The organism is Sporosarcina sp. FSL K6-1522 (assembly GCF_038622445.1).
Taxonomy (GTDB): domain Bacteria; phylum Bacillota; class Bacilli; order Bacillales_A; family Planococcaceae; genus Sporosarcina.
Window position 1 is genome coordinate 682003 of sequence record NZ_CP152019.1, and the last position, 24071, is coordinate 706073.

Consider the following 24071-nt stretch of genomic DNA (forward strand, 5'->3'; position numbering starts at 1 on the left):
ATCGTTCAAAATCCGATGAGTACCTGGTAATTTCACTTACTTACATTCACATTCTCTCTAAAACTGCAAAATAATTTCCTTCATTATCCGCAAAATTAAACACTCTGCCAGAAGGCATCGTTACCATGTCTCCTACCGTGACCTGTTTGTCTTTAAAGTCTTGGTATAACGCATCCAAATTATCTGAAAACAGTAGTAAAGAAGGCGTTTGCAGATTTAATTCGGGTTGCATCTTAGCGATAAGCTCCTTATTGTGAAGAATAATCGTTGTTTCCGCATCCTTTGTTGGTGCAATTTCAATCCATCTCATCCCCTGGCCATTGTCTTCTTCCGAAATGACGCTAAATCCTGCTTTTTCTGTCCAAAATTTCACGGTTTCATCCTGATTATTGACATATAACATAATTTGACCAACTTTTGTAATCATGTTCATCTCTCCCTCTCCGTTGTTTGCTGTACCTATTTGGTATTTATCGTTGCCACTCCACTTTATTTCTAGTCAAGATCCAACAGTAATACTCAATATCTCAGTCTATGTATATCCATTTTAGAACAAACGTTCACAAACCGCAAATATCAGTCAATCATTGATGCAGAAAAAGAGTATGCCCGATAAAACAAAGCATACTCTTTTTTATATTGCAGGAAAATTATTTACTTATCATTACTTTACGTTCGGTGCATTGTCGTTTAAGCCTAGCACCTCTGCTGTTGAAGCATGAATTTCATCCAGCAACTCAGGATTTTCCATGAGTGACATACCATATGAAGGAATCATCTCTTTAATCTTCGGTTCCCACTCTCCCACACGCTCTGGGAAACATTTTTTAATGACGTCTAGCATCACGTGAACCGCAGTAGAGGCACCCGGCGAAGCGCCTAACAATGCTGCAATCGAGCCATCCTCAGCCGTAATAACTTCCGTACCAAATTGAAGCGTTCCTTTACCGCCAGCCTCCGTGTCTTTAATCACTTGTACACGTTGACCCGCTACAACAAAGTCCCAATCCTCCGATTTCGCAGTTGGAATAAATTCACGTAACTCTCCCATCCGTTGTTCTTTCGATAACATCAGTTGTTGGATGAGATACTTTGTCAATGACATTTCTTTTGCACCCGCTGCCAACATCGTAAAGACGTTATTCGGTTTGACAGACGTTATTAAATCAAGATTCGAGCCTGTCTTTAAGAACTTCGGCGAGAAGCCTGCAAATGGTCCAAACAATAAAGACTTTTTATTGTCGATAAATCGTGTATCCAAGTGGGGGACGGACATTGGCGGTGCACCCACTGCCGCTTTACCGTATACTTTCGCATGATGTTGTGCAACAACTTCAGGATTTTTACAAACCATGAAAATACCACTAACCGGGAAACCACCGATATGCTTACTTTCAGGAATACCCGTTTTTTGCAGTAGATGCAAACTTCCGCCTCCGCCTCCGATAAAGACAAATTTAGCCGTGTGGCGCTCTACTTCACCACTATCTATATTCTTCACTTTCAATTCCCATGAACCATCGTTCGTACGTTTAATCGCATCCACACTATGGTTGTATTGCATATCAACATTTTTCGTCTTTAAGTGATTAAACAGCATACGCGTCAAAGCACCAAAGTTCACGTCCGTTCCAGTCTCGATTTTCGTTGCTGCGATTGCATCAGTCGCTGGACGGTCTTGCATAATAAGCGGAATCCATTCTTTCAGTTTTGCTGCGTCATCAGAAAACTCCATTCCTTTGAATAATGGATTATTTGACATCGCATCAAAACGCTTCTTTAAAAACGCTATATTTTCTTCTCCTTGTACCATACTCATATGTGGCAATGGCATGATAAAGTCCTCTGGATTGTTAATCAGTTTACTATTTACAAGATACGACCAAAACTGCATGGAAACTTGAAACTGCTCATTGATGTTAATTGCTTTACTAATATCTACAGATCCGTCTGGTTTTTCACTCGTGTAGTTTAGCTCACACAATGCAGCATGTCCCGTTCCCGCATTATTCCATTCGTTAGAGCTTTCTTCACCCGCGTTTGCAAGCTTCTCAAACACTTTAATGTTCCAGTCTGGTACTAATTCTTTCAGCATGGTTCCCAAAGTCGCGCTCATAATTCCAGCGCCAATTAAGATAACATCTGTTTTCGTTTCTCCGTTGCTCATTTTTACCATCCTTATACTCTAAGTTTTATTTTTACTATCCTTATACTATAAGCTTCACAGAAAGCGTGTAGGCTCCTGCACAGGCGTCACAACAAGCCAAGGTACGACATAGTCACACACCTTATATATATCAATTATAAACCTATCGTATTTATTAGCTAGTGAAAAGTTAGAATTTCCTCTACAATGTCCTGGAAATAGACAGAAACTCAAGTGTTATACCAAATTTCGGTAACCCATTACTTCCAGCATGCTTCCTCCTATTAGAACTATATGGTAATACTGGCAGAATACTATGAATATGCAACAGACTTATCTATTCTTATCTACTAGAGAAGTCCGTATGCTTATTCAGACAATTAAGGAGGAATAAATCATATGAAAAAACGGATCGTAACCACTGCTTTTTTATTGATATTCGGATTTGCCTATCAGCATGATGTCCAGGCAAAGGTTATTTGGGATAAAAGTGAGATAGTAGAACGGCAGTCTGGTAAAATGAGTTTTATTAAGGATGTTAAAATCTATAAACCTATGGCAGATGGTACCTTCACATCTATGATTGCTAAAAAGAATAACTTTTTCCGCGTGTATGATATCGAAAAATATAATGGTAAAGTATATTACTGGATGAGTTCTGGTTACCGTGTAGAAGCAACCAATTTAGTGAATTTTAAAGCTGTTCCAATGGAAATACGAGCAGCTTTCTTTGATAATCCTGGCTATGTTATAGCTAATCACGCTGGATTCCAATTTCCAAATGAATTTCCGGGAAGTTACTTTAGCTATGGCTCACAAATTCAAATACGGACTTCTGCAAATCCATCAGGGTATGACCACCAGTTGGTATCCTTTGATAAAGAATACTTAGTCGTTTCTAGACAATCACGACAAGGTGAAATACAAATATCCGAACAAGGTCGTATCCACGGTTCGGATATAAAAGTTGTTTCGCAACAAAAGTTTCGTGAAGGCATCTATGCATTAAAGTCCGATGTCGTTTTACGCCATTCACCTCTTTCTAATGCAACGACAAATACTAACTTAAAAGCAAACGCTCAAGTTAGTGTTCCGACTGGAACATTGATCGTCAACGGCTATGTTTATGCCTATTTTGAAAGTGTAAGCAACTATGGTTATGTACCTGTTAGTTACTTAACGACGACAAACAATTACTAAATACAAAGGAAAGACCGAGATGTGAGTACCATTCATCTCGGTCTTTTTTGGCTGCTTTTACCCCCATCAATAAAAATATAACGACACTTATTTTAAAATCCCTATAAAATGCTTTAAAATCCTAGCGGTTAATCCCCAAATCGTGTACTGCTCATAATCATAAAACCATTCTTCCATTGAACGATTTCGCCATTGATACTGAGCACCGTTCATGATTTTCTCAAAAGGAAAATCCGATGAAGGCGTTGGCTCGACAGATACTCGGTGCATATAAGGCTCGTAATTCAATAACCAGTTAACAGGTACTGTAAATACCTCTTCTACTTCGGCTTTGTTATAGGAATGAATGATTTGATCATAATCGATGGCTGCAACAAATGGATAGACTACAAATGAAGGAGAGGCCACATAGGGACTTAACGGTCGGACCAGCGTAACCGTCTTCGGGTCGACACCTAATTCTTCGTGAGTTTCTCTTAACGCGGCAGCCAATGGAGTTGCATCTGTGGAATCAATTCGACCACCAGGAAAACTAATATCACCCGGCTGTTTTCTCATCGTGAATGCACGTACTTCGAAAAGAATATGCCATTCTCCCTCCACTTGCACTAATGGAATCAAAACAGCCGAACGAAAAGCTGTGTCCTCTCCTATAAATAAGGTTTGATTTTCATTTAACCGATCCTTCAGCTTATCTAGGAACACGGAACTCCCCCTCACTTTAATGTTTATAGTAGTTTAATCGTATCATTAATGGATGAATGGATAAAGAATGCCACGTTTTAGACTTTATTCAATGAACCAAGTTTATTTTAGCCCCCCATAGAAGTAACAGCCTGATTTATAACTTAATCAGGCTGTTTCGTACAATGCAAAAAAAATAGGATACTTACATATCCTATTCCTTTGCTACATTATTCAGTTGGAAATTTCGGTAGGTAAATCATCGCCTTAAATAAATCACCATCTACTTGAACTAAAAACTTTCCTCGCTGGATATGAATAAGGCTTTCGGCAATCGACAACCCTAATCCGCTTCCCTGACTTGCTCTGGATTCATCGCCTCGTGTAAAGCGTTCCATTAGCTCATCGGCTGAAATGTTTAATTCATATGCCGAAATATTTTTAAATGTCACGCGTATTTCATTCTCTACATCTTCAACATCAATATAGACCCTTGATGCAGGTTGTGCGTATTTAAAAATATTGGAGAATAAGTTTTCGATAGAGCGCCATAGCAGTTTGCCATCAGCCTTCACATATACCTTTTCTGTTGGATGGGCTAACTTAACATCTAATGCTGACGCTTCAATTTGTTCATCCATTTCTCCGATTCCTTGTGTTAGTAAAGATACGATGTCAATCCGCCCTAACTGAACAGGCATACTTCCACTTGACGCTTTGGCTGCTTCAAATAAATCATCCGTTAAGTGCTTGAGTCTTTTTGATTTTTGATCTAACACATCTATATATTCAGCAATTTTTTCAGGGTCATTTTCGATTTTCAACAAATCGACAAACGTAATAATAGACGTTAAAGGCGTTCGAATATCATGTGAAACATTCGTAATGAGCTCTGTTTTTAAACGCTCACTCTTAATTTCACTATCTACAGATTTATTTAACCCCTCAGTAATACGGTTAATGTTCCCCGCAAGTCGGCTAAACTCCCCTTTTCCATCTATTTCAATACGATGATGAAGGTCGCCATTCTGAATGTACTCTACGCCTTCTTTAATGCGGTTAAACGACTTCACCTTTTTCAGTGCAAACCAAGCAGCTAGGGCCATCGTAATCGGAAATATAAAAAAGGTTGCTGCAACTACGATTGGATATCCAATGACAAACAGCACGGTTTTTACAGCTAGACTGCCACTATCAAATACATGTTTTATCGCCAAAAAGACCTTTTTTAGCATTTGATAGATGAGTGTATGCGAAAGGATTGTTCTATTTTTAATATGCTTGACGAGTGATAAAATCAGCAGTAAAGCAATGATAAAAATAGGTACTGTGAGAAGCAGATAGATATCTCGAAACACTTCAACAATCAGTACAAACCACATCGACATTAAACAACCAACAATCACTATATTCAGGTCATTATAAAGCTTGTCAATAACATGAGTATGAATGTTTTCATCTTTAAACGATGTTCTTCCAATCACAATCATTAAATATATAAACGATACAATAAATCCTATTAAAAAGGCGATAGATTCATTCAGAAACTTTTGAACCTTTACTTTATCTGCTTCCCATTCTTGTATTTTTTGCTGTAGAAAAGAATCTGTATATGCTACATACATAACATCCGTTTGTGGATTCAGTGTATCAACTTTATACGTAAAAAAGTCATAGTAGGAACTTTCCACCACTCTATTTGGGTACACTTTTTGTTGATAATCCCCAAATAACGCATAGGCGTCATATGATTCAAATTGCTCTTTCTTATTCAGTTCACTATTGGAAAATACATGCTCACCATCGCTCGCGTAATAGACGATACCTTCATACGTTTTCAGTGTATCGACTAACTGATAAAATTCCTTCACTTGCATTTGTATACGTTCTTCTTTTTTTCGCTTGATGTCATCTGCATATACTTCTTTGAAAATACGCTTATTGTCCGCTTCAGGTAAGTTATGGTCATACTCCTCCAAACTATAAAATTTATCGTAGTATAATTCATTTTCAATTTCTCGGCTGTCTTCTTTCGTCAGTGCCTTACCACTTAAAATATTGGCTTCACTTTTATAGTTTCCGACTAATTCCGTTAAGGTGTTATATATGCCGTAACTTTCCTCCGCGAACGCTTGGCTTTCAAAATAATTATCTGCATTTACATTACTGAGATAGACTCTATCATATTCCAAATCAACCAATGCTTTCGCTATTCCCGTTAAACAAACAATCGCAATTAAAAACATAACCATCTTCGTAATGCGTGCGTGACTAATATTTTTCAACTTTATATCCAACTCCCCATACAACTTTTAAATACTTCGGCTCTTTTGGATTAATTTCAATTTTTTCTCGAATCTTTCGAATATGAACTGCCACTGTATTTTCTGGATTGACGGCCCTTTCATTCCATACCTTTTCATAAATCTCTTCAATTGTGAATACTCTCCCAGCATTTGCGGTGAGAAGCTTTACAATTTTATATTGCACTGGTGTCAAATGAACCTCTTCTTTGTCCACCGTAATGATTTTCCGTTCATCATCAATCATGAGTCCGCCCGATTGAAATACATGACTACTTACCTCAAGGCTGCCAAATGTCGTATACCTTCGTAGCTGCGATTTCACTCTGGCCATCAGTTCTAACGGATTAAACGGCTTCGCCATATAATCATCTGCTCCGATATTTAATCCGAGTATTTTGTCATGGTCCTCCGACTTCGCAGAAAGCATAATTAACGGAATCATATTTTCTTGCCGAATCTTCATCGTCGCCGTAATCCCATCCATTTTTGGCATCATAATATCCATAATAATGAGGTGAATCACGTGGTCTCGAATAACATCGATTGCCTCTAGCCCATTGTAAGCTTTGAATACTTGATATCCCTCATTTTCCAAATAAATGCTAATCGCTCTTACAATTTCTTTATCATCATCACAAATCAGAATGTTCAACTACAGTCATTCCTCCATCTCTTTAAGCCCATATGATCACCCCTATAGAATGCTTATAAGGATATGATACTCATTAAATCTTAACAAACACACACACCAATTCTTAATGTTTTCTTAGTGTTTTTTCGAAACAAATGTGATTATATCAAAAAACCGATTTTCTGTTTGCTCAGAAAATCGGCTTTCGTTTTGTATTCAAAAAAAAATTATCCTTTTACAACTTAAATTGCTGGATGGCTGCCTCTAATTCACTTGACATCCTAGCTAACTCTTGAGAAACCGATGAAACCTCTTCCATGGAAGCACTCATTTCTTCGGAGGATGCTGCAACGTTTTGGGAATAATTATTTACCTCGATACTCGTTTTTGAAACTTCCTCTATGTGAACCACAACTTCTGCAATATGATCTTTCATATTTTCCATTGCTCGGCTAGCTTCGGATATTTTTGTTGTACCAGCGAGAATGGAATCCATAATTTCGCCAAATGCTTTTCCGCTTTCGTTCGCTAGTTTCATTCCCTCTTTAGCCGAACTTACGCCTAGATTTACAAGTTCCATTGAATCTTCAATGCCATCATTAATATCATGAATAATCTCATTGATTTGCAATGCTGAGTTGCTGGATTGCTCTGCAAGCTTTCGAACTTCATCTGCCACTACTGCGAATCCTTTTCCATGTTCGCCAGCTCTTGCAGCTTCAATTGCAGCATTTAAAGCCAATAAATTCGTTTGCTCTGAAATAGACTGTATCATCATGCTAATTTGTCTAATTTCATTGGACTTTTCATTTAACATGCTAATTTTCTCGGCGGAAGAGCTCACATTTTTATCAATTTCACTCATCTGACTTACAGTCTGTTCGACGACTGCACTACCTTGTTTGGCAGTTTCCGTTGAATAATGGATGGAATCTTTTACGTTGCCCATACTCACAGTCACATCATCAACATGATTAAACACTTCATTGATAATACCTACAGCGTTTTTCATAGCAGCATCCTGGTCATCCGCTCCGGTAGCAACCAATTGGATTGACTCAGATATTTCGTTGGAGGCTGTTTGATTTTCAATCGAAGACGCTGCCAGCTCCTCAGATGTCGCAGATAATTGTTGAGATTCATGCGCAATTTTTTGCATTGTTTCTTTTAAACTATTAGACATCGTATTGAAATTCTCGCCCATATCTCCAATTTCATCGTTCACCTTTACAGTGACTTGTTGAGTCAAATCACCATTTGACATGGCTAATGACAAATCACTAATACTTTTAATACTCTTTGTTATACGTAAACTCATAATAATAGACGCGATTACAGCAAGAATCGCGAAAACCCCACCTATGAGGAAAAGCATTGAGCGTATGAAAGTCGCCGTACTTAAAATTTCGTCCTTCTTGATGACAGCAATATACTTCCAACCGTCAATTTCTGAAGAGATTGTGTTCAATACATAGTCTTCTCCATCTAATTTAGTTTCAAATATGCCGTCTTCGACGAAGTCTTCTAACGAAGAAATGTTTAGTGTGGCAATTGGTTGGAAGTTCAATTCAGGATTTTTTGGATGTGCAAGGATTGTTCCATCTTCTTGTGCAAGTATGACATAACCATTTTTCCCAATACTGATATTCTTAATAATATCTGTTAAGCCATCCAAACTTACATCCAAACCCATTACACCTATTTGCTTGCCATCCTTTTCAATCGACACGACATTACTGACGATAATTCCCTCTATACCAGTTGCCTCATAAGCACTTGTTAGTTTTACTTCCCCTGGCTCTTCAATAGCCGTTGGTGTACCAAGGACGATCTCTAGCATCGAAACCAGCTGGCACAGGTCCCTCTGGATATTGAATATAACCTCCATCCGCTGTACCCATATAAATATAAGGAGCTTTCGGATGACTATCACTAAAACGAGTAAATACATCAAAAATGGCTTTCTCTTTATCCCCGTTCTTTGAAGGAGTCATATCAATTGAGCCTTCTCCCGCTATATCTTTATAGGAAGTAATCGTTGAATCAGCATTTAGAACGGAAGGATCATTCGCCAATAAATTCACATTTTCCCTAATTGTTTCAAAGTATAGGGAAATTCCATTGTCCACCTGTTTAATTTCTCTCTCGCTGAAATTGATATAATCCTCCTCGGTTTTTTGGCTCACTGTTTCATTGACTAAAATACCAATAAAAACTATCGGTACTAATGATAGTAATAAAGAGAATACTAATAATTTCGCTTTGAACGAAAACCTTTTCTTATTCATTTTCACAATCCTTTCTAACTATGTCTTTTCGCCAAATTTATCCAGGTGTTTTTAAACACACAAAAAGACTATTCTATTTAATATAGAATAGCCAAAGGATTTATATATAGTAATCCATAAATTTGGTAACCAGGCGATCATTGTTTAGATTGCAGGACTTTTGAATAACCCCTAAACTTTAGACCCTAGGCTTTGCGTCCTACCCTTTCGGAACAGTTTGCCTTTAACTTCTATAATTTTGTTTAAAATTACCTCACTTATAATCTCACGTAACTCCATAAATTTCAAGTCTTTTTGACTAGTATAGTATTCAAATCTATGATAAATGAATCATTGAATATATAACTACTTAAAGCATCTTCAAAACTACATGATTCCTTCCCTGTTTCTTATGCATCTATTGTTTCGATATAAAATTCAGTTACCTTAGTTTTTTCAGCATTTGTTTTCGCTTCACAAAAAAGTACTATCGAAGTCTCTTCCCCATCAAACCATAGATAACTTATTTCTGCACAAAAGCCACTATTATCATTGTATTCGTATACATCTATGTTCATTTCTTCATCACTAGGTGGCAGAGTAAGTGTGCCTTGCAAGGATAGTACTTCTTTTAACAGCTCCTCAGTTTCACTGTTAATTTTATTTTCTTTTTTAAGTTTATCGTAACGAAGGTTCACTAGATCAACGAGCGTTTCTTTCGTTACTTGTACTATTTGTTCTTCTAACATCATCGATAATTAACTCCCTAATTATGAAATGGTTAACTATATAAGTTCTTTAATGATCGCTTCAAAGCGTGTGCGATATGGTTCTGGAATGCACTTAAATGCTGGGCTAGTGAAGTCATTGAAATGGGTAATACCAAAGCATGTGTATAACAGCTGCGCTACAGCCATATCTTTATATTCCTCAATTTCTTCATTTTGTTCGAGAGGAATATATGGACAAAGTTCTATGAGTGGTATCGTCATAAATTTTTCGAGCCATTGTAAACTTTCCTCTGTGCTCATGGCTTGCTCAAAGGAAGCATCATATGGAACTTCTTGTACAGATTGTACCGTACATACAAAGACAGGCAATGTTTCAGGTGTTAGTCCAAATGTTTCAACATAGGATTTTGCAAAGTACTCAGGCATTGGTGAGTGGTCACCATCGCATTCGTACATATAGTCGATTACAAGCTTAGCATAGCTTTTATCATATAAACCAAGACCCAAAACGGCGAATGTGCTTGGCATCGCAGCCTCTTCATCATCGACATCTTCATAAAAATGATATTGTGCCATTGCCTTATAGCTATACTCAACGAGTGCATCATGTAGGCTAGGATAACTAACGGCTTTAGCAAAGAAGTGATGGGATGATGTAATAGGTAAACGCTCGATTGGTAAAGTTAAATTACTCTGACCTTCATAATAAATACCGTAACTTTTCGGGAAATCTTCTTCTAATAAAGCATTTAAATAGGCGAGTGCTTGGCGATAAGCTTCCTCGCTTTCTTCTTTCATTTGAATCGTAATCTTTGCCAGCACATCATTGGCTTGGCAAAAAATTAGGTCGGATTCCGCTTGTTGTTTATGTTTCGGCAAAGTGCCAGAGCCGATTGTAATGAGTGAGTTATAAGTTTCTATGTCCAATTCTTTAATCGTTGCTAACAATTCGTCGACTGTTAAAGATTCAAAACTTGCACCATATTTTCTTAAATTGATTGTATAGTAGCGTAGCAATGGTAAGTAGGCTACGGATCGGTGTTTGTCAGTGAAGCGAGCAAGGCAGTAACGCTGTGTCTCGAAGCCAAACTCTTGACGGAATATATCTAGCAATGTGAGCTGCTGATAATGGCAAAGTACTTCATGCAATGTAATGTTGTCGAGTGAAAAAGAAGGTGTGCTGATTTTAGAAGGATAGACGTCTGTTTCAATGTTATATTGTTTAGAAAGTAGATCTTGCTCAAGTTGCTTCCATAACAGCTCATTTTTAGTAAATCGCTCGGTTTTCATGGTATTATCTTCCTCTCATTTTTCTATCTTCAATATAGTACGTGTGTTCCTTTTTGTAAAGCTTATATTTTGAATTACGAAAATACTCTTATGGTAATAGTTATAACAGAGAAATCTGACTTATTGTGTTAATTTGTGGTTAAGAATGGTACACTAAAAGGAACATTAGTTCGTTATGTGTGATGAAAATAGATATTCAACATTCATATCAAAAGGAGGATGGTTTCATGGATATTAAACAAATTAAGGGGAAATTATTTAAAGAAGCAACCATTTTTAAGACGGGTGGGTTTCGACCTACTGAAGAATTAGGAGAAAGTTGGATTGGCAAAGTTTTATGGGGAACAGAACAAGAAAATATCCCCTCACAATTTGACCCGATTTTCACGTTATTTTTAAACGACTTACCCTATTGTCCAGAGGAAATTAAACACTATCAATTAATAACCATTTCTTTAAATTTCGCTGTATTTGACCACCTTGTTGATCCGGATTTATCTCCGTTTTTTAAAATAAATTGCTATACAAGTTTAGAAGAATTACAAAAGATTAACGCACAATCCACTTTGATTAGTCCTTTTCCACTAACAGCTGAATATATAAAAAATGATACTCCATCCTGGGATTCAGGATTTATAGAGACAGATCTTGAAGATGAAATCATCAGGCTTGAAGAGGACGACGGTCAAAGTGACTTTAATTATTACGATGATATTGTGGAGGAGATGTATTCGATACATAAAGTTGGCGGATATCCTTCATTCTCACAAAGTGGCGTTTCTTTCGGAGACGATTACCCTTTCGTATTCCAAATAAGTTCCGATTATAAAGCGCAATTTAACATAGTAGATGATGGGAATTTTTATTTTTTCTACAATAAAGAAAAAGATGATTGGATTGTTTACTGTGATTTTTATTGAACCTATTCTTTATTTTGTCACCTCTATTAAATTAAAACTAAATAAAAAGGAGTAGTATGATGCGAGAAAATTGGCGTAAACAAGCGATTATCGAGGCATTGAAAGAATTTGATCTGGCAGGGAAAAAAGAGTTAGAAACACTTTTAATGGAGCATGCTCAAGTTTCGCTACAATTTGAACTTGATTGTAAGGAAAACTATGAGCGGGTTGGGAATAGTCGCATAGCAGGACGTCCTGATTTGCCACCGTCCATTGAGTGGCCATGTACGGAGGATGGAGAAGCATACACATTTTTAGCACAAATTAATTTAAGTGAATTGCCATTTCTGCCTGCAGATAATTGGCCGTCGTCAGGAATGCTTTACTTCTTTTTAGGTTTGGATGAACCTGCCTATGATGTTGAGCACCAGGTTTTTTATTACGATGGGGATTTGACCCATTTGACTTTGGCAAGCTTGCCTGAAGGGACCGAGGAAATAAATGCAGAAGAACGCGATTTTATTTCACATCAAGTTACGTGGCAACCTCATTTATCATTTCCTGATTTAGGAGAAGCCTCGGAGATGTTGTTTGAGGAATATGAAGACCTCGATACAGAGTTGAGCGGGGTTAGTGATGCACTTGGAGGAGGATTGCAAACCTGGGCTGGAGAAACGCAGCTCGATGCTTATTTATGCCGAAATGGGCTAGGTGACTTTTTATTCAATACCTATGAAATGCCGAAAAAATTACAACAGGAGGCACGACAAGGGGCGCAAAATTGGCAAGTGTTGTTCTCACTATCTTCTTTACGTGAGGTGAATATGTGCTGGTGGGATGCCGGATATTTGGAGTTTTTAGTTCATGTTGAAGATTTAAAAGAAGGCCGCTTTGCTAATACCTATCTTAATTTAGCAACAAGCTGATAACAGTAATGGCGTGAAGAGGTATCGCAGAGATTCGATAAAGATGGTTGAGTAGATTGTAAAGGATGAATAACAAAATGAAACTAGAAGAAATAAAGGATTCATTAGAAAAAGTATATGCTTCGAGTTTAGCAGAAATAGAGCCCGAATTAGAAGAAGACTTATTCATTTTTGAAAAACAACATCAAATTGCTATTCCTTCAGAATACAGGAAACTATTAAAAGAATATGGTGCTTTTAATTTTGGACAGGAACCGTTTATATACACGTTAAAAGAATTATCCAAAGAATATCCAAATTTTCTCGATACTTATAAGGAATATCAAGAGGGCTACGATATGCCAGAAAATTTATGCCCATTCCCTATTGGCTTTTTCGGTGAAGGAAGTGTAGCCATTATTGATAGGTACACTGAAAAAGTATTTATATTACTCCATGACGCGTATGAAGATGTCCCACTGGAAGAAATTGCAGTAGATTTTGTTTCTTTACTAAAGTTTGGCATGGACAACATGTATGAATGGCTTGAAAAAATAAATTCTTAGCCTGCAAAAGACTGATATTTGCTTTAACACATGGTAACTAACAGAATCTATAATCACCGAAAATGGGTGTGCTTAAACAAGCTTTATTACACTAAATTAGCTTTAAGGGAGGAATTAAATGTAATTCCTCCCTTTTAAGAACGAGTGTGTCTAGAAGCTAATTCGCTTTTCGCTTTGAGCATCAAAGAAATGGGACTTTTCCATATTAAGGACTATATCAACCTTTGATTGACTATGCACATCAATTGAGGAGTCAACACGTGCAACGAAAGATTGACCATTAATGTTGGAATAGAGATATGTTTCAGCCCCCATTAATTCTGCTACCTCGATAGTGACTGTTACCTTTGTATGATGTGGTAAGTCTACTAGTGTTTTTTCATAATAAAAATCTTCCGGACGTATACCTACAATGATTTCTGTATTGGCATACCCTTTACTTTTCAAATACTTCATCTTTTCTTGTGGAACTTCAAGCTCCCACTCCCCAACCTTAAAGTGACTTTCTGTTAATTTGCCTTTGAAAAAATTCATTCCTGGGGAGCCAATAAAACCACCGACAAATATATTATCTGGTCTTTCATAGACTTCCTTAGGTGTACCGACTTGTTGGATGATGCCGTCCTTTAGTACAACCAAGCGCGTTGCCATCGTCATGGCTTCTGTTTGGTCATGTGTAACGTATACCATTGTTGTTTGCTGCTTTTGGTGTAACTTTGAAATCTCAGCACGCATTTGAACACGTAACTTTGCATCTAAGTTTGACAATGGCTCGTCCAATAAGAAAACTTTTGCATTTCGAACAATCGCTCGACCTAATGCAACCCGCTGACGCTGTCCCCCTGAAAGTGCTTTTGGCTTTCTCTCTAAATACTTTTCAAGCCCAAGGATTTGCGCAGCAGATTTCACACGTTGGTCAATCTCCGTTTTACTATATTTTCGTAGCTTTAAACCGAATGCCATGTTGTCGTATACAGTCATATGTGGATAAAGGGCATAGTTTTGAAAAACCATTGCAATGTCTCGATCTTTTGGTGTAACATCATTCATGCGCTGTCCATTAATATAAAAGTCACCCTCTGAAATCTCTTCAAGCCCTGCAATCATTCGTAATGTCGTAGATTTTCCACACCCAGAAGGACCAACCAACACAATAAATTCGCCATCACTTACTTCTAGATTAAAATCTTTCACAATTGTTGTATCCTGATCATATTTCTTATAAATATTTTTGAATGATAACTGAGCCATAATTGCCTCCTGTTAATTTCGGCTATTCTTCGGAATACTGTTACGGACAATACTAATCATATAGTTGTTTTACAATTTTCCGGGAATATCCTTTATACTATTTAAAATATAGTCCGCTTTCCCTTCCAAATCTTCCTTACTGCTCGCACCTGACAGGACACCTACTACTTTAATATGACTATTTCGTGCAAACGTAACGTCTGTTAGTGTATCACCAACCATTAAAACCCCTTCTTCATCCAGTGAGAATTTCTCTTTGAACATATGGAAAAAATCACTGTCAGGTTTTGGTTTATTAATACCATCGTCTGCACCTAAAAAGTCCACATAATCATATAATCCTGTCATTTTAAGCGAATGTATGGCTGCATCGACATCATCCGCTGTCACAACCCCTATTACATATTCTTGCTCTTTTAAATACTTTAATGTTTCCCTTGCACCTTCCACTTCAGTAAAAACAAGGTCATCTGATGTAGAGTGCCTCTTGAATAGTGCACATACATCATCAATAAAGCTCTCTTTATTGATATTTGGGTCCTCTACTAATGAAAACCATGCATCCGCAATAAAATAATTTGTTTGACAGGCAAGTAAGCTTGTACTCTCAAAATTATTATCACTCAGACCGATGGATTCCAAATACTCATTTCGTTTGCCATCTAGACTCGGATACATTTGAAATACACTATCTATTACATGATGAACGATTTTGTACCAGACAGAATCTAGCTGTATTAACGTGCCGTCTTTATCAAAGATGATCCCTTTCTTCATTCCCTACTCCCCCTCAAAATATCGTTCCATCTTTTGCCATCCCTGTTACCGCTGTTATTATGAATAGGATTTATAAATGCGACTAATTCATCATCTTCCCAGCCCTCAATTCGGGCATACGAACCTTCATTTAATTCAAAACTAAAGTGTACTTTTTCACCAAATTCTTTTGCTGCCACTTGACTATCCATAATCAATCTCCACTCGCACGGCTTATCTGCATGAATGGTGTAGTGAATATTTCCTTGAGCCTCATCCCCAACATAAATGGATTTATTTTCATTTTGAATGGCCAGCTCTACTTTCCTAAATCTTGAAAAATAGATTCTCCCTTTTGAGATAGCCTCCTTTAAGTTTTTAATAGATAAGCCATCACATAATACATACGTTCCTGGATCTCCATAAATGGATGGATCTTTAGCTCCTGGGAACCTTTTAGATGGATGTAAGTGAGAATCGCTTCCGCCAATCCCCCAGATTTTAAGACCGCTTAACCACATTTGATCGAAGAACTTTAAAGCTTCTAGCGTAGATTGCTTACTTTTCCCGTAAGTTGGATCACACATGATTTCAATTGTATGAACATTTTCTAGTTTAATGTTGATTTGGTTCATCCAAGGTGCCATGAATGGATGGTTTACACTTATTAAACAATCTTTTTCTTTCATATGAGAAAACAATTCATCCATACTTTCTGGGTTAAGAGACTCATCTAAATAATCCGTGAATTCAACGTATTCTTTTATCCCGAATACATTGTAATGCCCATAAGGAGTTGTAAGTTCCATCGATGGTATGATTAATGTGCTTCCTTTTTGATAAGATGGCGTAACAATATTATGTTCCGTTACATATAAAAAATCCAACTCTTGTTTTTCACATACGCTCATTGCCAGCTGATCATCCATATCGCCATCTGTCAAATCGGTGTGGACATGAAAATCTCCTTTGTACCAACGATGCTCTTCATTCACTACTTTTTCAAAATTGGATGCTTCAATAAATACATTTTCCTTACAAAAATGCGCTCGATTATATTCTCGTTCTAACTCGTCATTCACTACTATATTCACTTGATAATCCAGTTTTGTCCCCGTAAATTTAAGTGCTTTATCCGCACAATGCGGGGTATATACTACTTCTAATTCCCAGTTACCGGACGATATTTCTCCTCCAACACAACCCGCTGAGCAATACTTTGAATCTTTTGCAACGGCCAATTTCTCACTAACTATCGGTGTTTGATACTGTAGACGTACATGCCCATTAGGGTCTCTTAAAATTAATAACAGAGGTATTTTTCGACTAACTCCCTGATCAATAGTTACTGTAAAGTTGACAATATCAATTACATCCATTACCAAATGATGTTTGTTTTTAACAAATGGAGAAAGAGTCATGGAACCTTTCAATTCAATCATGATTTTCACACCTTTTCTATTTTTAATAACCCAATATAGGGGGCTCTTATTTCTTGACAAAGTACTGCATGAAAAGTTTATTTCTGTTTTTCTAGCACTTTATCTAATGCTTCCTGCGCAATTTTAGCGGCTTCATCCAATGCTTGTTTTGCAGGGACTCCTTCAATTTCTACCTTGTCCTTAGCTACGTTTAATGCATCATTGATTTTGCCATCTGTTGGATCCAAAAATGGCATCACTCCGTATTGATTTGCTTGCTCTAAAGGAACTAATGCTTGTGGCTGCTTTTTAACAAACTCTGCATAAGGTCCATAATCTGTTACATTATTTTGAACAGGTATATAGCCTGTTGCCATTGACCATTCCGCCGTTTTCTCAGTACTTGTCGCGAATTTCATAAAATCATACGCGCCTTGCGCTACTTCTGGGTCAATATTTCTTGTTAATGTTAATAAATACGTTTCTAATTTTGGTGCTGGTTTATGATTCTCCCAACCTGGTTGTGGTAGCACGCCAAATGTGTCAAGTCTGTCTTGCTCATCTCCCCCCTCACCTAAGGATTTAAATACAAATCCTTGGTCGCCAGATGAACCTGTAAAGCCCAACGTTCTCCCTTCAACTAAATCAATGATCGTGTTGTCCCAATATTCCCATCCTGTTCCCCCTGTGTGAATATCCATGATTTTATCTTCATGAAGCCATGTCCGAAATTTCTCCCATACCGTGACCCATGTTTCATCGTTGATTAACACTTTTGTTCCATCTTCACTTAATACACTTCCCCCAGCACTGTGAACCGCGTCAATTAAGTTTGATGTGCCCCAAATTGGCATCCAACCCGCGTATGTCACATCACCATTTGCATCACGTTTTGAAACTTTTTGTGCTACTTCTTCTAACCCTTCCCACGTCTTTAAGTCATCAGCAGTAAAGCCATTCTCTTTTAACACTTTTTTATTGTAATAAAGAACCTGGGTTGTACCATATAAAGGGATTCCATATAAATCCCCGTCAAATCTCGCTTGCTCAATAAAGCCTTTACCATAATCCTCTACTTTTAATTCATTATCCGAATTTATATATTCATCCATAGGTACAATTAACTCTTTCTTAATATAATCTTGCACGACATTTGAACCTATTAATGCAATCGCTTCTTGGTTATTCGCTGCAAATCCACTTTGAAGCTTTTGATATGACTCCGTGTAGTTACCTGCTTTCGTCGTTTTCACGACATATTTATCCTGACTATCATTATACTCTTTCACAATTTCATCTAAGCGATCCGCAAGTGAACCGCCTACTCCATTGATAAATGGTACAACAATTTTATCGCCTTCTTTACTAACTTTGACAGTACTTCCTTGCCCTCCTGAGCAACCTGCAAGTGCTCCAACAAATAAGAGCAAAACTGTTAAAATCATTACTAATTTTCTCATCCAGAATGTCTCCTTTATATGTAGTTTAGTTAGCCTTTTATTCCTGAATCATTAACGCCTGAAAGGAACCATTTTTGTAAAACTATAAATACGATTAAAAGAGGTACTGTGGCGATTGTACTTGCCACCATAATGTGCGACCAATCTCTTCCTAAAGAACTATTAATGAAATAATCAGCAATTCCGTTAGTGATCAATTTCTTACTTCCGTCATTCAATATAAGAGCTGGCCACATATAGTTATTGTAATTTCCTATGAATGTTACCAAACCTAGTGTTACAAAGGATGAGCGAGTCATTGGAAAAACAATCTTCCAAAGAATCTTCCAGTCATTAGCCCCATCAATTTTGGCCGCTTCTATTGTTTCAAATCCAACATTGTGGAAAGACTGTTTTAAATAAAAAATACCGAAGACACTAACTGACATGGAGATGATGTATCCCAAGTGTGTGTTGAGTAAACCCATGTTGGCTAAAATTACATACACCGGGACATACGATACAGCACCAGGAATCATGTACATTGCCATCACAACACCAAATGTCAATCGCCTACCTTTAAACCTGTAAAATGTCAGCATATAAGCATAAAGTGCGGACGAACCAAGGACATACACTGTAATAATCATAGATGTATAAAAACTATTAAATAGATACGTTTGCAAAGGGAGTATGTCCAATACTTCCCGATAATTTTCCCATTGAAATTTCTCAGGCCAAAAACCACCTTTTAATACCTCATTGGATGTTTTGAACGAACCAAGTATCATCCATATGAATGGAAAGACAAACAAAATACTTGATAGAGCCAAAAAGAGATGCTTTACAATCAATGAAGCTTTTTTACGATTATTCATCTTAGTAGTTCACCCACTTATCACCTATTACCTTGTTGATAACGGATAATAGGACTGTAATGATGAGTATGAAAAATGCAATAGCCGTTGCAGATCCCATTTCAAATTCTTCAAATGCTTGTTGAAAGAATAAATAGAGCAATGTTCGCGTTGAACCACTTGGTCCACCTTGTGTTAAGATTTTAATTTGATCATAAGCCTGTATGGAAGTAATGGTATTGATCACAATTAGGAAAAATGTTGTTGGAGAAACCAATGGGAGTGTTATATTTTTAAGCTTCTCCCATGAATTCGCTCCATCGATACTAGCTGCTTCATACAAGCTGTCAGGTACTTTCTCTAAGGCTCCGATATAGAAAATCATTGTCCACCCAATTAACTTCCATACTGTGACAATAATGACTGCTAGCATCGCTGTTTTACTGCTCTGTAGCCAATCCAAACCAGGTATCCCAAACAATCCTAGCGTCTTATTGATAATCCCATAATCAGGTTCATATAAAAGTGACCATACAATGGATATAGCTACAGTCGGCGTTACCCATGGTGAAAAAATGAGTAATTTATAAATCGTAGAACCTTTGAAATTCTTTTGGAAAAACAATGCAAAGCCCAATCCTAATACAATTGTTGGAACAATGGTCCCGACTCCAAAATATAGAGTGTTTAACAACGCCTGTATAAAAAATGGTTGTGTAAACAAATCAATGTAATTATCTAGGCCGACAAAATTAAAACCAATCACCATGAAATCCCAGTCCGTAAAACTAATACCTAAGCTATACAAATTCGGAATCACCCAAAATAATGTAAGAGGTATTCCAACTGGTAATAAAAAGAACATGGCTCTTGATAACTTTACTTGCACGCTTACCACCTCCTGAATCATATTGTACGGACGGATTATTAACCCAATGTTGGTTTTTTGTTAACGAATTATAAAAACTCACATATTAACAAATTAAAACAACATATAAACCAATCCAGGAGGTGGTTTTCTAGACACAAAAAGACAATTTCCCATCTTATCGAGAAATTGTCTTTTCCAGTATTTTCTTTCTATATCGTTATTACTTCAATCCCTTTACTTGTTAGGACGTTTTGCCATTTTTCATCGAGCTTAGCGTTTGTATACAACACATCGATATCATTGAAACTTCCACTTTTATAAAACTTCGTTAAGTTGAACTTTGACTCATCTACCATCATGATCGTTTGTTTTGCATTTTTCTTTAGTTGCTGAAAAGTTTGCGCATCCTCAATATACGAACATGTTAGCTCCTTTTCTAACGAAATTCCATCACATGAAGCAAATAATTTATTAACAGTAAACTGCTCAAGGAAATTTAACGTTAGGTCGCCAGACAATGCTAATGAATTGGAGTTTAACATTCCGCCGAAGACGATTAGATTGCAGTCGAATGAATATTGTTCTTTCAGTTCAATCGTTTTATTAACGACAGGGATGGAGTTCGTTAAGATTGTTAAGTTTTTTTTGTCATAAATATAGTCTAATATTTGCATTGTCGTCGTTCCTATTTCAATTGCAATAATATCATTATCCTCTACCAATTTACTTGCTTCCATTGCAATTTTTCGTTTTTCTTCCATATTTTCATTTCGACGCTTATTAAAATAAAATTCTAATGTGTAATCCTTTTTCTTAATCGCACCGCCATGTATTTTTGTCAGTTTTCCTTCCTTATGTAGCAGGTCTAAGTCTCTTCGAATTGTTTCTGTCGTTACATTTAGTAATTTGGCTAAATCATTTACCATTACACGATTGTATTTTTCTAGCTCGTCCAGTATATACTTTCTTCGTTCAAACTGTGTATAGGATTTCATCTACTCAACACCTCTTTAACTTACTTATGATACGGCTCGCCTTATCATGACCGGCAAACACTAATTTGACGTTATTTAAGAATTTTTCTTAATCATTTCTTCTACATAAGCTAAAAAATTAGAGTACCGAGAAGTTCCTTCCAAGAAATGTTTTGTTTCTAACAACGGTAATATAACAATATCCCTCTTTTTAGAATATAGGAGACTATAGGATTTTTCACTCCTATGAATTTCGTCAAGTACAGAAGAGTAAACGTAAACAGAATCAAACTCATACCAATAAAAATCCTGCTTAATATTATTTTTAATAACCTCCCCTATATATGCGCCTATTCGAACTACAAAATTGTCAAAGTGTTTATTCAACAGTTCAGTGCCTTCTTCCGTATCCATTAATCTTTTCACATACAAATCAATAAATCGAGTGCTTTCAATAGAGAAATCTAAATTTCTTTTAGTAAGGTTCTCTTTATCCCAAACATCTTCTGAAACATCTTGATACATTAACTTTGCCATGCCTTTTAAATCGTCTTTTACTAATTTTGTTCGTTTTAAGAAGTCAAACATACTGCGAATATCTCCTTTTATCAATTACCTTTGCTAAATATATCTCATACAAGCTGATACTTATGTAGTCTATTTGCCATTTACTTGTGGTACGGATCTCCATAACGCGTCTAAATGAGGTTTTCTACTATATGAGTTGAAATAAAGAATTCAACTAACCGCTGACTTCCATTCGTATAGATACAGATGAGCTTCTCTGTCCGAATTGCGGATATATGTACGCACGGTGCATAGCCACTCACCCAAACCTCCGAGTGAGTGGCATTTCCCATTCCTCACAATTCCTCTAGCGGCAATGTAAACCCTTCGATTGTTGTATCTTCTTCTACTTCTATTAACAGACAGCGACGTCCATCTACCCTCACTTGCCGAACATAACGTAAATCTTGCGGGCTGATTGCGATATTGGCGACTTTCGTTTCGATTTTAATGGACTTTGTTGCATAACTCGGGACAACGTGACTCGCTTGCATCTCATACGTTTCATCTTCAATGACATTGCGAAACGCTCGCTCGACATCATCTACATCCACGTCATGAATTCCTCCTGCTTTCAACACGCGTGCAACTTCTTTCGTGTCTAGCATCGGTATACTATCCGCGGCATCGTCTTCCGCAGCCACTTCCATCATTGCCTGTATTTCATCGTACACGCTCGCAATCGTCCGCGTATCCAACTCCTCGCCCGCAACCGACTTAACAATTTCCTCGAAGACAACTTTATCTTCCACAGCCGTCATGAATTCCTCGCCTTCCAAAACCTGTTCAATAAAATGGAAATCCGGCTTATTCACTTTGCCTGCAGCATATACGATATGATTGACATCTGCCGCATTGTCGGTAAAACTCGGGAACAGAAATCCACCAAGCGGCGATGTGACATTAATGATTGGATCTTCGATAAACGTCGATTTGAACGCCTTTTCCACAAAGTCGAATGTCAACGTGCGCTTCGGCTGCATGGTTTGATTGATGCTACATAAAATAAAGGGCGTCGTATATACTTCGTCACGCTCTGCAACTTCGGATTCTTCACTATGACGTTTTGTCGGTTTATTATACTGACCGCGTATAAACGTCACAACGACATCTTTTTCGTATTGGATATGCTCAGTCATTTTCGTGACGATTTCTTTCATATATGCTTCCCATGTTTCTTCATCTTCTGCATGAAGTCCATCATATAATATTTGTTGCGTCTCGTTTACTTCTTCTTCAGACGGTCGCTGGAACCGGACTTCAAACAACTTGCTTCCTATTTTCCCACCCAACACCTTTTTAAAATTGATGAAAAATAGTTCTTGCTGTTCCTGCTCCAACATCGCAAACCGGGTACGTGCCTCGTGATAAATTTCGTTGTTTTCTTGTTGAATATATACATTGTAGATTGTTTTTATGGTTAATAGATCTGTCTCTGTTTTAAAATGTTTGCGTATATCCGCAATTGTTTTTTGATTCATCTAGTTCATACCCCGCCTTTTTTAGTATCCCCATCAATTACGCCTCAGTGTAATTACTTCTGTCGCAGAAAACACTACTCCTGGATTTTGAATTGGGCTCGCATTTACTTATGATACGGTTCATTTTTCATTATCCTGAACGCCCGATACACCTGCTCCAACAAAATTAGCTTCATCATTTGATGCGGAAAAGTCATTTTCGAGAATGATAAGTATTCATCTGCGCGCTTCATCACACGGTCATGTAGCCCAAGTGAGCCACCGATGATAAATACAACCTTACTTCGCCCATAGGTCATCAATGACTCCAAGTCCTTGGCCAATTCTTCAGATGTTTTCATCTTTCCCTCAATCGCCAGTGCAATGACGTACGCATCTGCCCCGACTTTCGCTAAAATACGATCCGCTTCCTTTTTCTTAACGATTTCCATATCTGCTTCGCTCAAAGATTCGGGTGCTTTTTCATCCGCCACTTCGACTAAATCGATTTTTGCGTAAGCACCGAGTCGTTTTGAAAATTCCTCAATGCCCATTTTTAAATACTTCTCTTTTAGCTTTCCTACCGTCACAATTGTAATATTCACAAGTTGTCCACCCTTTTATTATTGTTATTAACAGAACTTATGCACATATCCACAATAGTTATCTACATGTTGTGTCCGTTTTTTCGCTTGACACAATATACAATGCTACCTGTTCACAATAGGCACAGTTTGTGGATAACTTTTCATCTTCCGCTATCGCTTCCATAATCGGAAACTTCTCTTCCGCCGCAACAAAAACGTCAAGTGCGTGATTTATATGGGTTTCACAGCTATAAGTTTTCATT

The 24071-nt window shown here is 37.3% G+C and carries 24 protein-coding genes and 1 riboswitch; of the genes, 4 read left to right on the forward strand and 20 right to left on the reverse strand.

From position 1 onward, the window contains the following. Positions 1 to 46: 46 nt before the first annotated feature. Both MKY34_RS03285 and MKY34_RS03290 read right to left on the reverse strand, forming a co-directional pair. A complete protein-coding gene (locus MKY34_RS03285) occupies positions 47 to 427 on the reverse strand; it encodes a VOC family protein (protein WP_342515179.1) in 381 nt (126 codons plus the stop codon). A 237-nt stretch (positions 428 to 664) separates the two neighbouring features. Continuing rightward, complete coding sequence (locus MKY34_RS03290) at positions 665 to 2167, reverse strand: malate:quinone oxidoreductase (RefSeq protein WP_342513828.1); 1503 nt, start codon at positions 2165 to 2167, stop codon at positions 665 to 667. Between the two features lie 378 nt (positions 2168 to 2545). Here MKY34_RS03290 and MKY34_RS03295 point away from each other — a divergent pair, with 378 nt between their 5' ends. Further along, positions 2546 to 3346, forward strand: a complete 801-nt coding sequence (locus MKY34_RS03295; protein WP_342513829.1) for a hypothetical protein — start codon at positions 2546 to 2548, stop codon at positions 3344 to 3346. An 87-nt stretch (positions 3347 to 3433) separates the two neighbouring features. Here MKY34_RS03295 and MKY34_RS03300 read toward each other — a convergent pair whose 3' ends face one another. From MKY34_RS03300 to MKY34_RS03330, 7 genes are all read right to left on the reverse strand, one after another. Continuing rightward, positions 3434 to 4051: a CoA pyrophosphatase gene (locus MKY34_RS03300; protein ID WP_342513830.1), complete on the reverse strand. Its 618-nt coding sequence runs from the start codon at positions 4049 to 4051 to the stop codon at positions 3434 to 3436. Between the two features lie 209 nt (positions 4052 to 4260). Next, entirely contained in the window at positions 4261 to 6315 is a 2055-nt protein-coding gene (locus MKY34_RS03305; protein ID WP_342513831.1) for a HAMP domain-containing sensor histidine kinase, read from the reverse strand. Next, on the reverse strand, positions 6302 to 6988 hold the full coding sequence (locus tag MKY34_RS03310; RefSeq protein ID WP_342513832.1) for a response regulator transcription factor: 687 nt from the start codon (positions 6986 to 6988) through the stop codon (positions 6302 to 6304). Before MKY34_RS03310 ends, MKY34_RS03305 begins: the two co-directional genes overlap by 14 nt. Before the next feature lie 214 nt (positions 6989 to 7202). Continuing rightward, positions 7203 to 8807 carry a methyl-accepting chemotaxis protein gene (locus tag MKY34_RS03315; RefSeq protein ID WP_342513833.1) on the reverse strand — a complete coding sequence of 535 codons (1605 nt, stop codon included), beginning with the start codon at positions 8805 to 8807 and terminating at the stop codon, positions 7203 to 7205. Beyond that, complete coding sequence (locus MKY34_RS03320; RefSeq protein ID WP_342513834.1) at positions 8770 to 9255, reverse strand: hypothetical protein; 486 nt, start codon at positions 9253 to 9255, stop codon at positions 8770 to 8772. The genes MKY34_RS03315 and MKY34_RS03320 overlap by 38 nt, the downstream gene beginning before the upstream one ends. A gap of 121 nt (positions 9256 to 9376) precedes the next feature. Continuing rightward, a riboswitch (cyclic di-GMP riboswitch) is annotated at positions 9377 to 9487 on the reverse strand. A gap of 157 nt (positions 9488 to 9644) precedes the next feature. Beyond that, complete coding sequence (locus MKY34_RS03325; protein WP_342513835.1) at positions 9645 to 9986, reverse strand: hypothetical protein; 342 nt, start codon at positions 9984 to 9986, stop codon at positions 9645 to 9647. A gap of 33 nt (positions 9987 to 10019) precedes the next feature. Continuing rightward, positions 10020 to 11255, reverse strand: coding sequence for a DUF6138 family protein (locus tag MKY34_RS03330; RefSeq protein WP_342513836.1), 1236 nt, complete (start codon positions 11253 to 11255; stop codon positions 10020 to 10022). Positions 11256 to 11482: 227 nt separating this feature from the next. On the opposite strand from MKY34_RS03330, the gene MKY34_RS03335 reads away from it, so the two are divergent. The 3 genes from MKY34_RS03335 to MKY34_RS03345 all read left to right on the forward strand — a co-directional run bounded on the left by MKY34_RS03335 (position 11483) and on the right by MKY34_RS03345 (position 13625). Next, the gene (locus tag MKY34_RS03335) at positions 11483 to 12175 is read left to right on the forward strand and encodes a DUF1963 domain-containing protein (protein ID WP_342513837.1); all 693 of its coding nucleotides are present in this window, start codon (positions 11483 to 11485) and stop codon (positions 12173 to 12175) included. 59 nt (positions 12176 to 12234) lie between these two features. Continuing rightward, on the forward strand, positions 12235 to 13080 hold the full coding sequence (locus MKY34_RS03340; protein ID WP_342513838.1) for a YwqG family protein: 846 nt from the start codon (positions 12235 to 12237) through the stop codon (positions 13078 to 13080). Between the two features lie 77 nt (positions 13081 to 13157). After that, positions 13158 to 13625, forward strand: a complete 468-nt coding sequence (locus MKY34_RS03345) for an SMI1/KNR4 family protein (RefSeq protein WP_342513839.1) — start codon at positions 13158 to 13160, stop codon at positions 13623 to 13625. 150 nt (positions 13626 to 13775) lie between these two features. On the opposite strand, the gene ugpC is transcribed toward MKY34_RS03345, so the two are convergent. The 11 genes from ugpC to MKY34_RS03400 all read right to left on the reverse strand — a co-directional run bounded on the left by ugpC (position 13776) and on the right by MKY34_RS03400 (position 24070). Continuing rightward, positions 13776 to 14876 (reverse strand): sn-glycerol-3-phosphate ABC transporter ATP-binding protein UgpC, encoded by a 1101-nt coding sequence (ugpC, locus tag MKY34_RS03350; protein ID WP_342513840.1) that lies wholly within the window; start codon positions 14874 to 14876, stop codon positions 13776 to 13778. Between the two features lie 69 nt (positions 14877 to 14945). Further along, positions 14946 to 15653 (reverse strand): HAD family hydrolase, encoded by a 708-nt coding sequence (locus MKY34_RS03355; RefSeq protein WP_342513841.1) that lies wholly within the window; start codon positions 15651 to 15653, stop codon positions 14946 to 14948. Continuing rightward, positions 15650 to 17074, reverse strand: coding sequence for a CehA/McbA family metallohydrolase (locus MKY34_RS03360; protein WP_342513842.1), 1425 nt, complete (start codon positions 17072 to 17074; stop codon positions 15650 to 15652). The genes MKY34_RS03355 and MKY34_RS03360 overlap by 4 nt, the downstream gene beginning before the upstream one ends. A 77-nt stretch (positions 17075 to 17151) precedes the next feature. After that, a complete protein-coding gene (locus tag MKY34_RS03365) occupies positions 17152 to 18513 on the reverse strand; it encodes an extracellular solute-binding protein (RefSeq protein WP_342513843.1) in 1362 nt (453 codons plus the stop codon). A gap of 29 nt (positions 18514 to 18542) precedes the next feature. Next, on the reverse strand, positions 18543 to 19370 hold the full coding sequence (locus tag MKY34_RS03370) for a carbohydrate ABC transporter permease (RefSeq protein ID WP_342513844.1): 828 nt from the start codon (positions 19368 to 19370) through the stop codon (positions 18543 to 18545). A 1-nt stretch (position 19371) separates the two neighbouring features. Then, positions 19372 to 20238 carry a sugar ABC transporter permease gene (locus tag MKY34_RS03375; RefSeq protein ID WP_342513845.1) on the reverse strand — a complete coding sequence of 289 codons (867 nt, stop codon included), beginning with the start codon at positions 20236 to 20238 and terminating at the stop codon, positions 19372 to 19374. Between the two features lie 191 nt (positions 20239 to 20429). After that, positions 20430 to 21215: a DeoR/GlpR family DNA-binding transcription regulator gene (locus MKY34_RS03380; protein ID WP_342513846.1), complete on the reverse strand. Its 786-nt coding sequence runs from the start codon at positions 21213 to 21215 to the stop codon at positions 20430 to 20432. A 75-nt stretch (positions 21216 to 21290) separates the two neighbouring features. Next, positions 21291 to 21782: a hypothetical protein gene (locus MKY34_RS03385; RefSeq protein WP_342513847.1), complete on the reverse strand. Its 492-nt coding sequence runs from the start codon at positions 21780 to 21782 to the stop codon at positions 21291 to 21293. 275 nt (positions 21783 to 22057) lie between these two features. Next, on the reverse strand, positions 22058 to 23242 hold the full coding sequence (locus tag MKY34_RS03390) for a DUF4317 domain-containing protein (RefSeq protein WP_342513848.1): 1185 nt from the start codon (positions 23240 to 23242) through the stop codon (positions 22058 to 22060). Between the two features lie 104 nt (positions 23243 to 23346). Further along, a complete protein-coding gene (rlmH, locus tag MKY34_RS03395; protein WP_342513849.1) occupies positions 23347 to 23826 on the reverse strand; it encodes a 23S rRNA (pseudouridine(1915)-N(3))-methyltransferase RlmH in 480 nt (159 codons plus the stop codon). A 58-nt stretch (positions 23827 to 23884) separates the two neighbouring features. Continuing rightward, positions 23885 to 24070, reverse strand: a complete 186-nt coding sequence (locus tag MKY34_RS03400; protein ID WP_342513850.1) for a CxxH/CxxC protein — start codon at positions 24068 to 24070, stop codon at positions 23885 to 23887. Position 24071: the final 1 nt, after the last annotated feature.

Bases quoted from the DNA above. Each gene is read 5' to 3' on its own strand.
- MKY34_RS03285 (WP_342515179.1), bottom strand. From the start codon at position 427: ATGATTACAAAAGTTGGTCAAATTATGTTATATGTCAATAATCAGGAT.
- MKY34_RS03290 (WP_342513828.1), bottom strand. From the start codon at position 2,167: ATGAGCAACGGAGAAACGAAAACAGATGTTATCTTAATTGGCGCTGGA.
- MKY34_RS03295 (WP_342513829.1), top strand. From the start codon at position 2,546: ATGAAAAAACGGATCGTAACCACTGCTTTTTTATTGATATTCGGATTT.
- MKY34_RS03315 (WP_342513833.1), bottom strand. From the start codon at position 8,807: ATGCTAGAGATCGTCCTTGGTACACCAACGGCTATTGAAGAGCCAGGG.
- MKY34_RS03320 (WP_342513834.1), bottom strand. From the start codon at position 9,255: ATGAATAAGAAAAGGTTTTCGTTCAAAGCGAAATTATTAGTATTCTCT.
- MKY34_RS03325 (WP_342513835.1), bottom strand. From the start codon at position 9,986: ATGATGTTAGAAGAACAAATAGTACAAGTAACGAAAGAAACGCTCGTT.
- MKY34_RS03330 (WP_342513836.1), bottom strand. From the start codon at position 11,255: ATGAAAACCGAGCGATTTACTAAAAATGAGCTGTTATGGAAGCAACTT.
- MKY34_RS03335 (WP_342513837.1), top strand. From the start codon at position 11,483: ATGGATATTAAACAAATTAAGGGGAAATTATTTAAAGAAGCAACCATT.
- MKY34_RS03340 (WP_342513838.1), top strand. From the start codon at position 12,235: ATGCGAGAAAATTGGCGTAAACAAGCGATTATCGAGGCATTGAAAGAA.
- MKY34_RS03345 (WP_342513839.1), top strand. From the start codon at position 13,158: ATGAAACTAGAAGAAATAAAGGATTCATTAGAAAAAGTATATGCTTCG.
- ugpC (WP_342513840.1), bottom strand. From the start codon at position 14,876: ATGGCTCAGTTATCATTCAAAAATATTTATAAGAAATATGATCAGGAT.
- MKY34_RS03355 (WP_342513841.1), bottom strand. From the start codon at position 15,653: ATGAAGAAAGGGATCATCTTTGATAAAGACGGCACGTTAATACAGCTA.
- MKY34_RS03360 (WP_342513842.1), bottom strand. From the start codon at position 17,074: ATGATTGAATTGAAAGGTTCCATGACTCTTTCTCCATTTGTTAAAAAC.
- MKY34_RS03365 (WP_342513843.1), bottom strand. From the start codon at position 18,513: ATGAGAAAATTAGTAATGATTTTAACAGTTTTGCTCTTATTTGTTGGA.
- MKY34_RS03370 (WP_342513844.1), bottom strand. From the start codon at position 19,370: ATGAATAATCGTAAAAAAGCTTCATTGATTGTAAAGCATCTCTTTTTG.
- MKY34_RS03380 (WP_342513846.1), bottom strand. From the start codon at position 21,215: ATGAAATCCTATACACAGTTTGAACGAAGAAAGTATATACTGGACGAG.
- MKY34_RS03385 (WP_342513847.1), bottom strand. From the start codon at position 21,782: ATGTTTGACTTCTTAAAACGAACAAAATTAGTAAAAGACGATTTAAAA.
- MKY34_RS03390 (WP_342513848.1), bottom strand. From the start codon at position 23,242: ATGAATCAAAAAACAATTGCGGATATACGCAAACATTTTAAAACAGAG.
- MKY34_RS03400 (WP_342513850.1), bottom strand. From the start codon at position 24,070: ATGAAAACTTATAGCTGTGAAACCCATATAAATCACGCACTTGACGTT.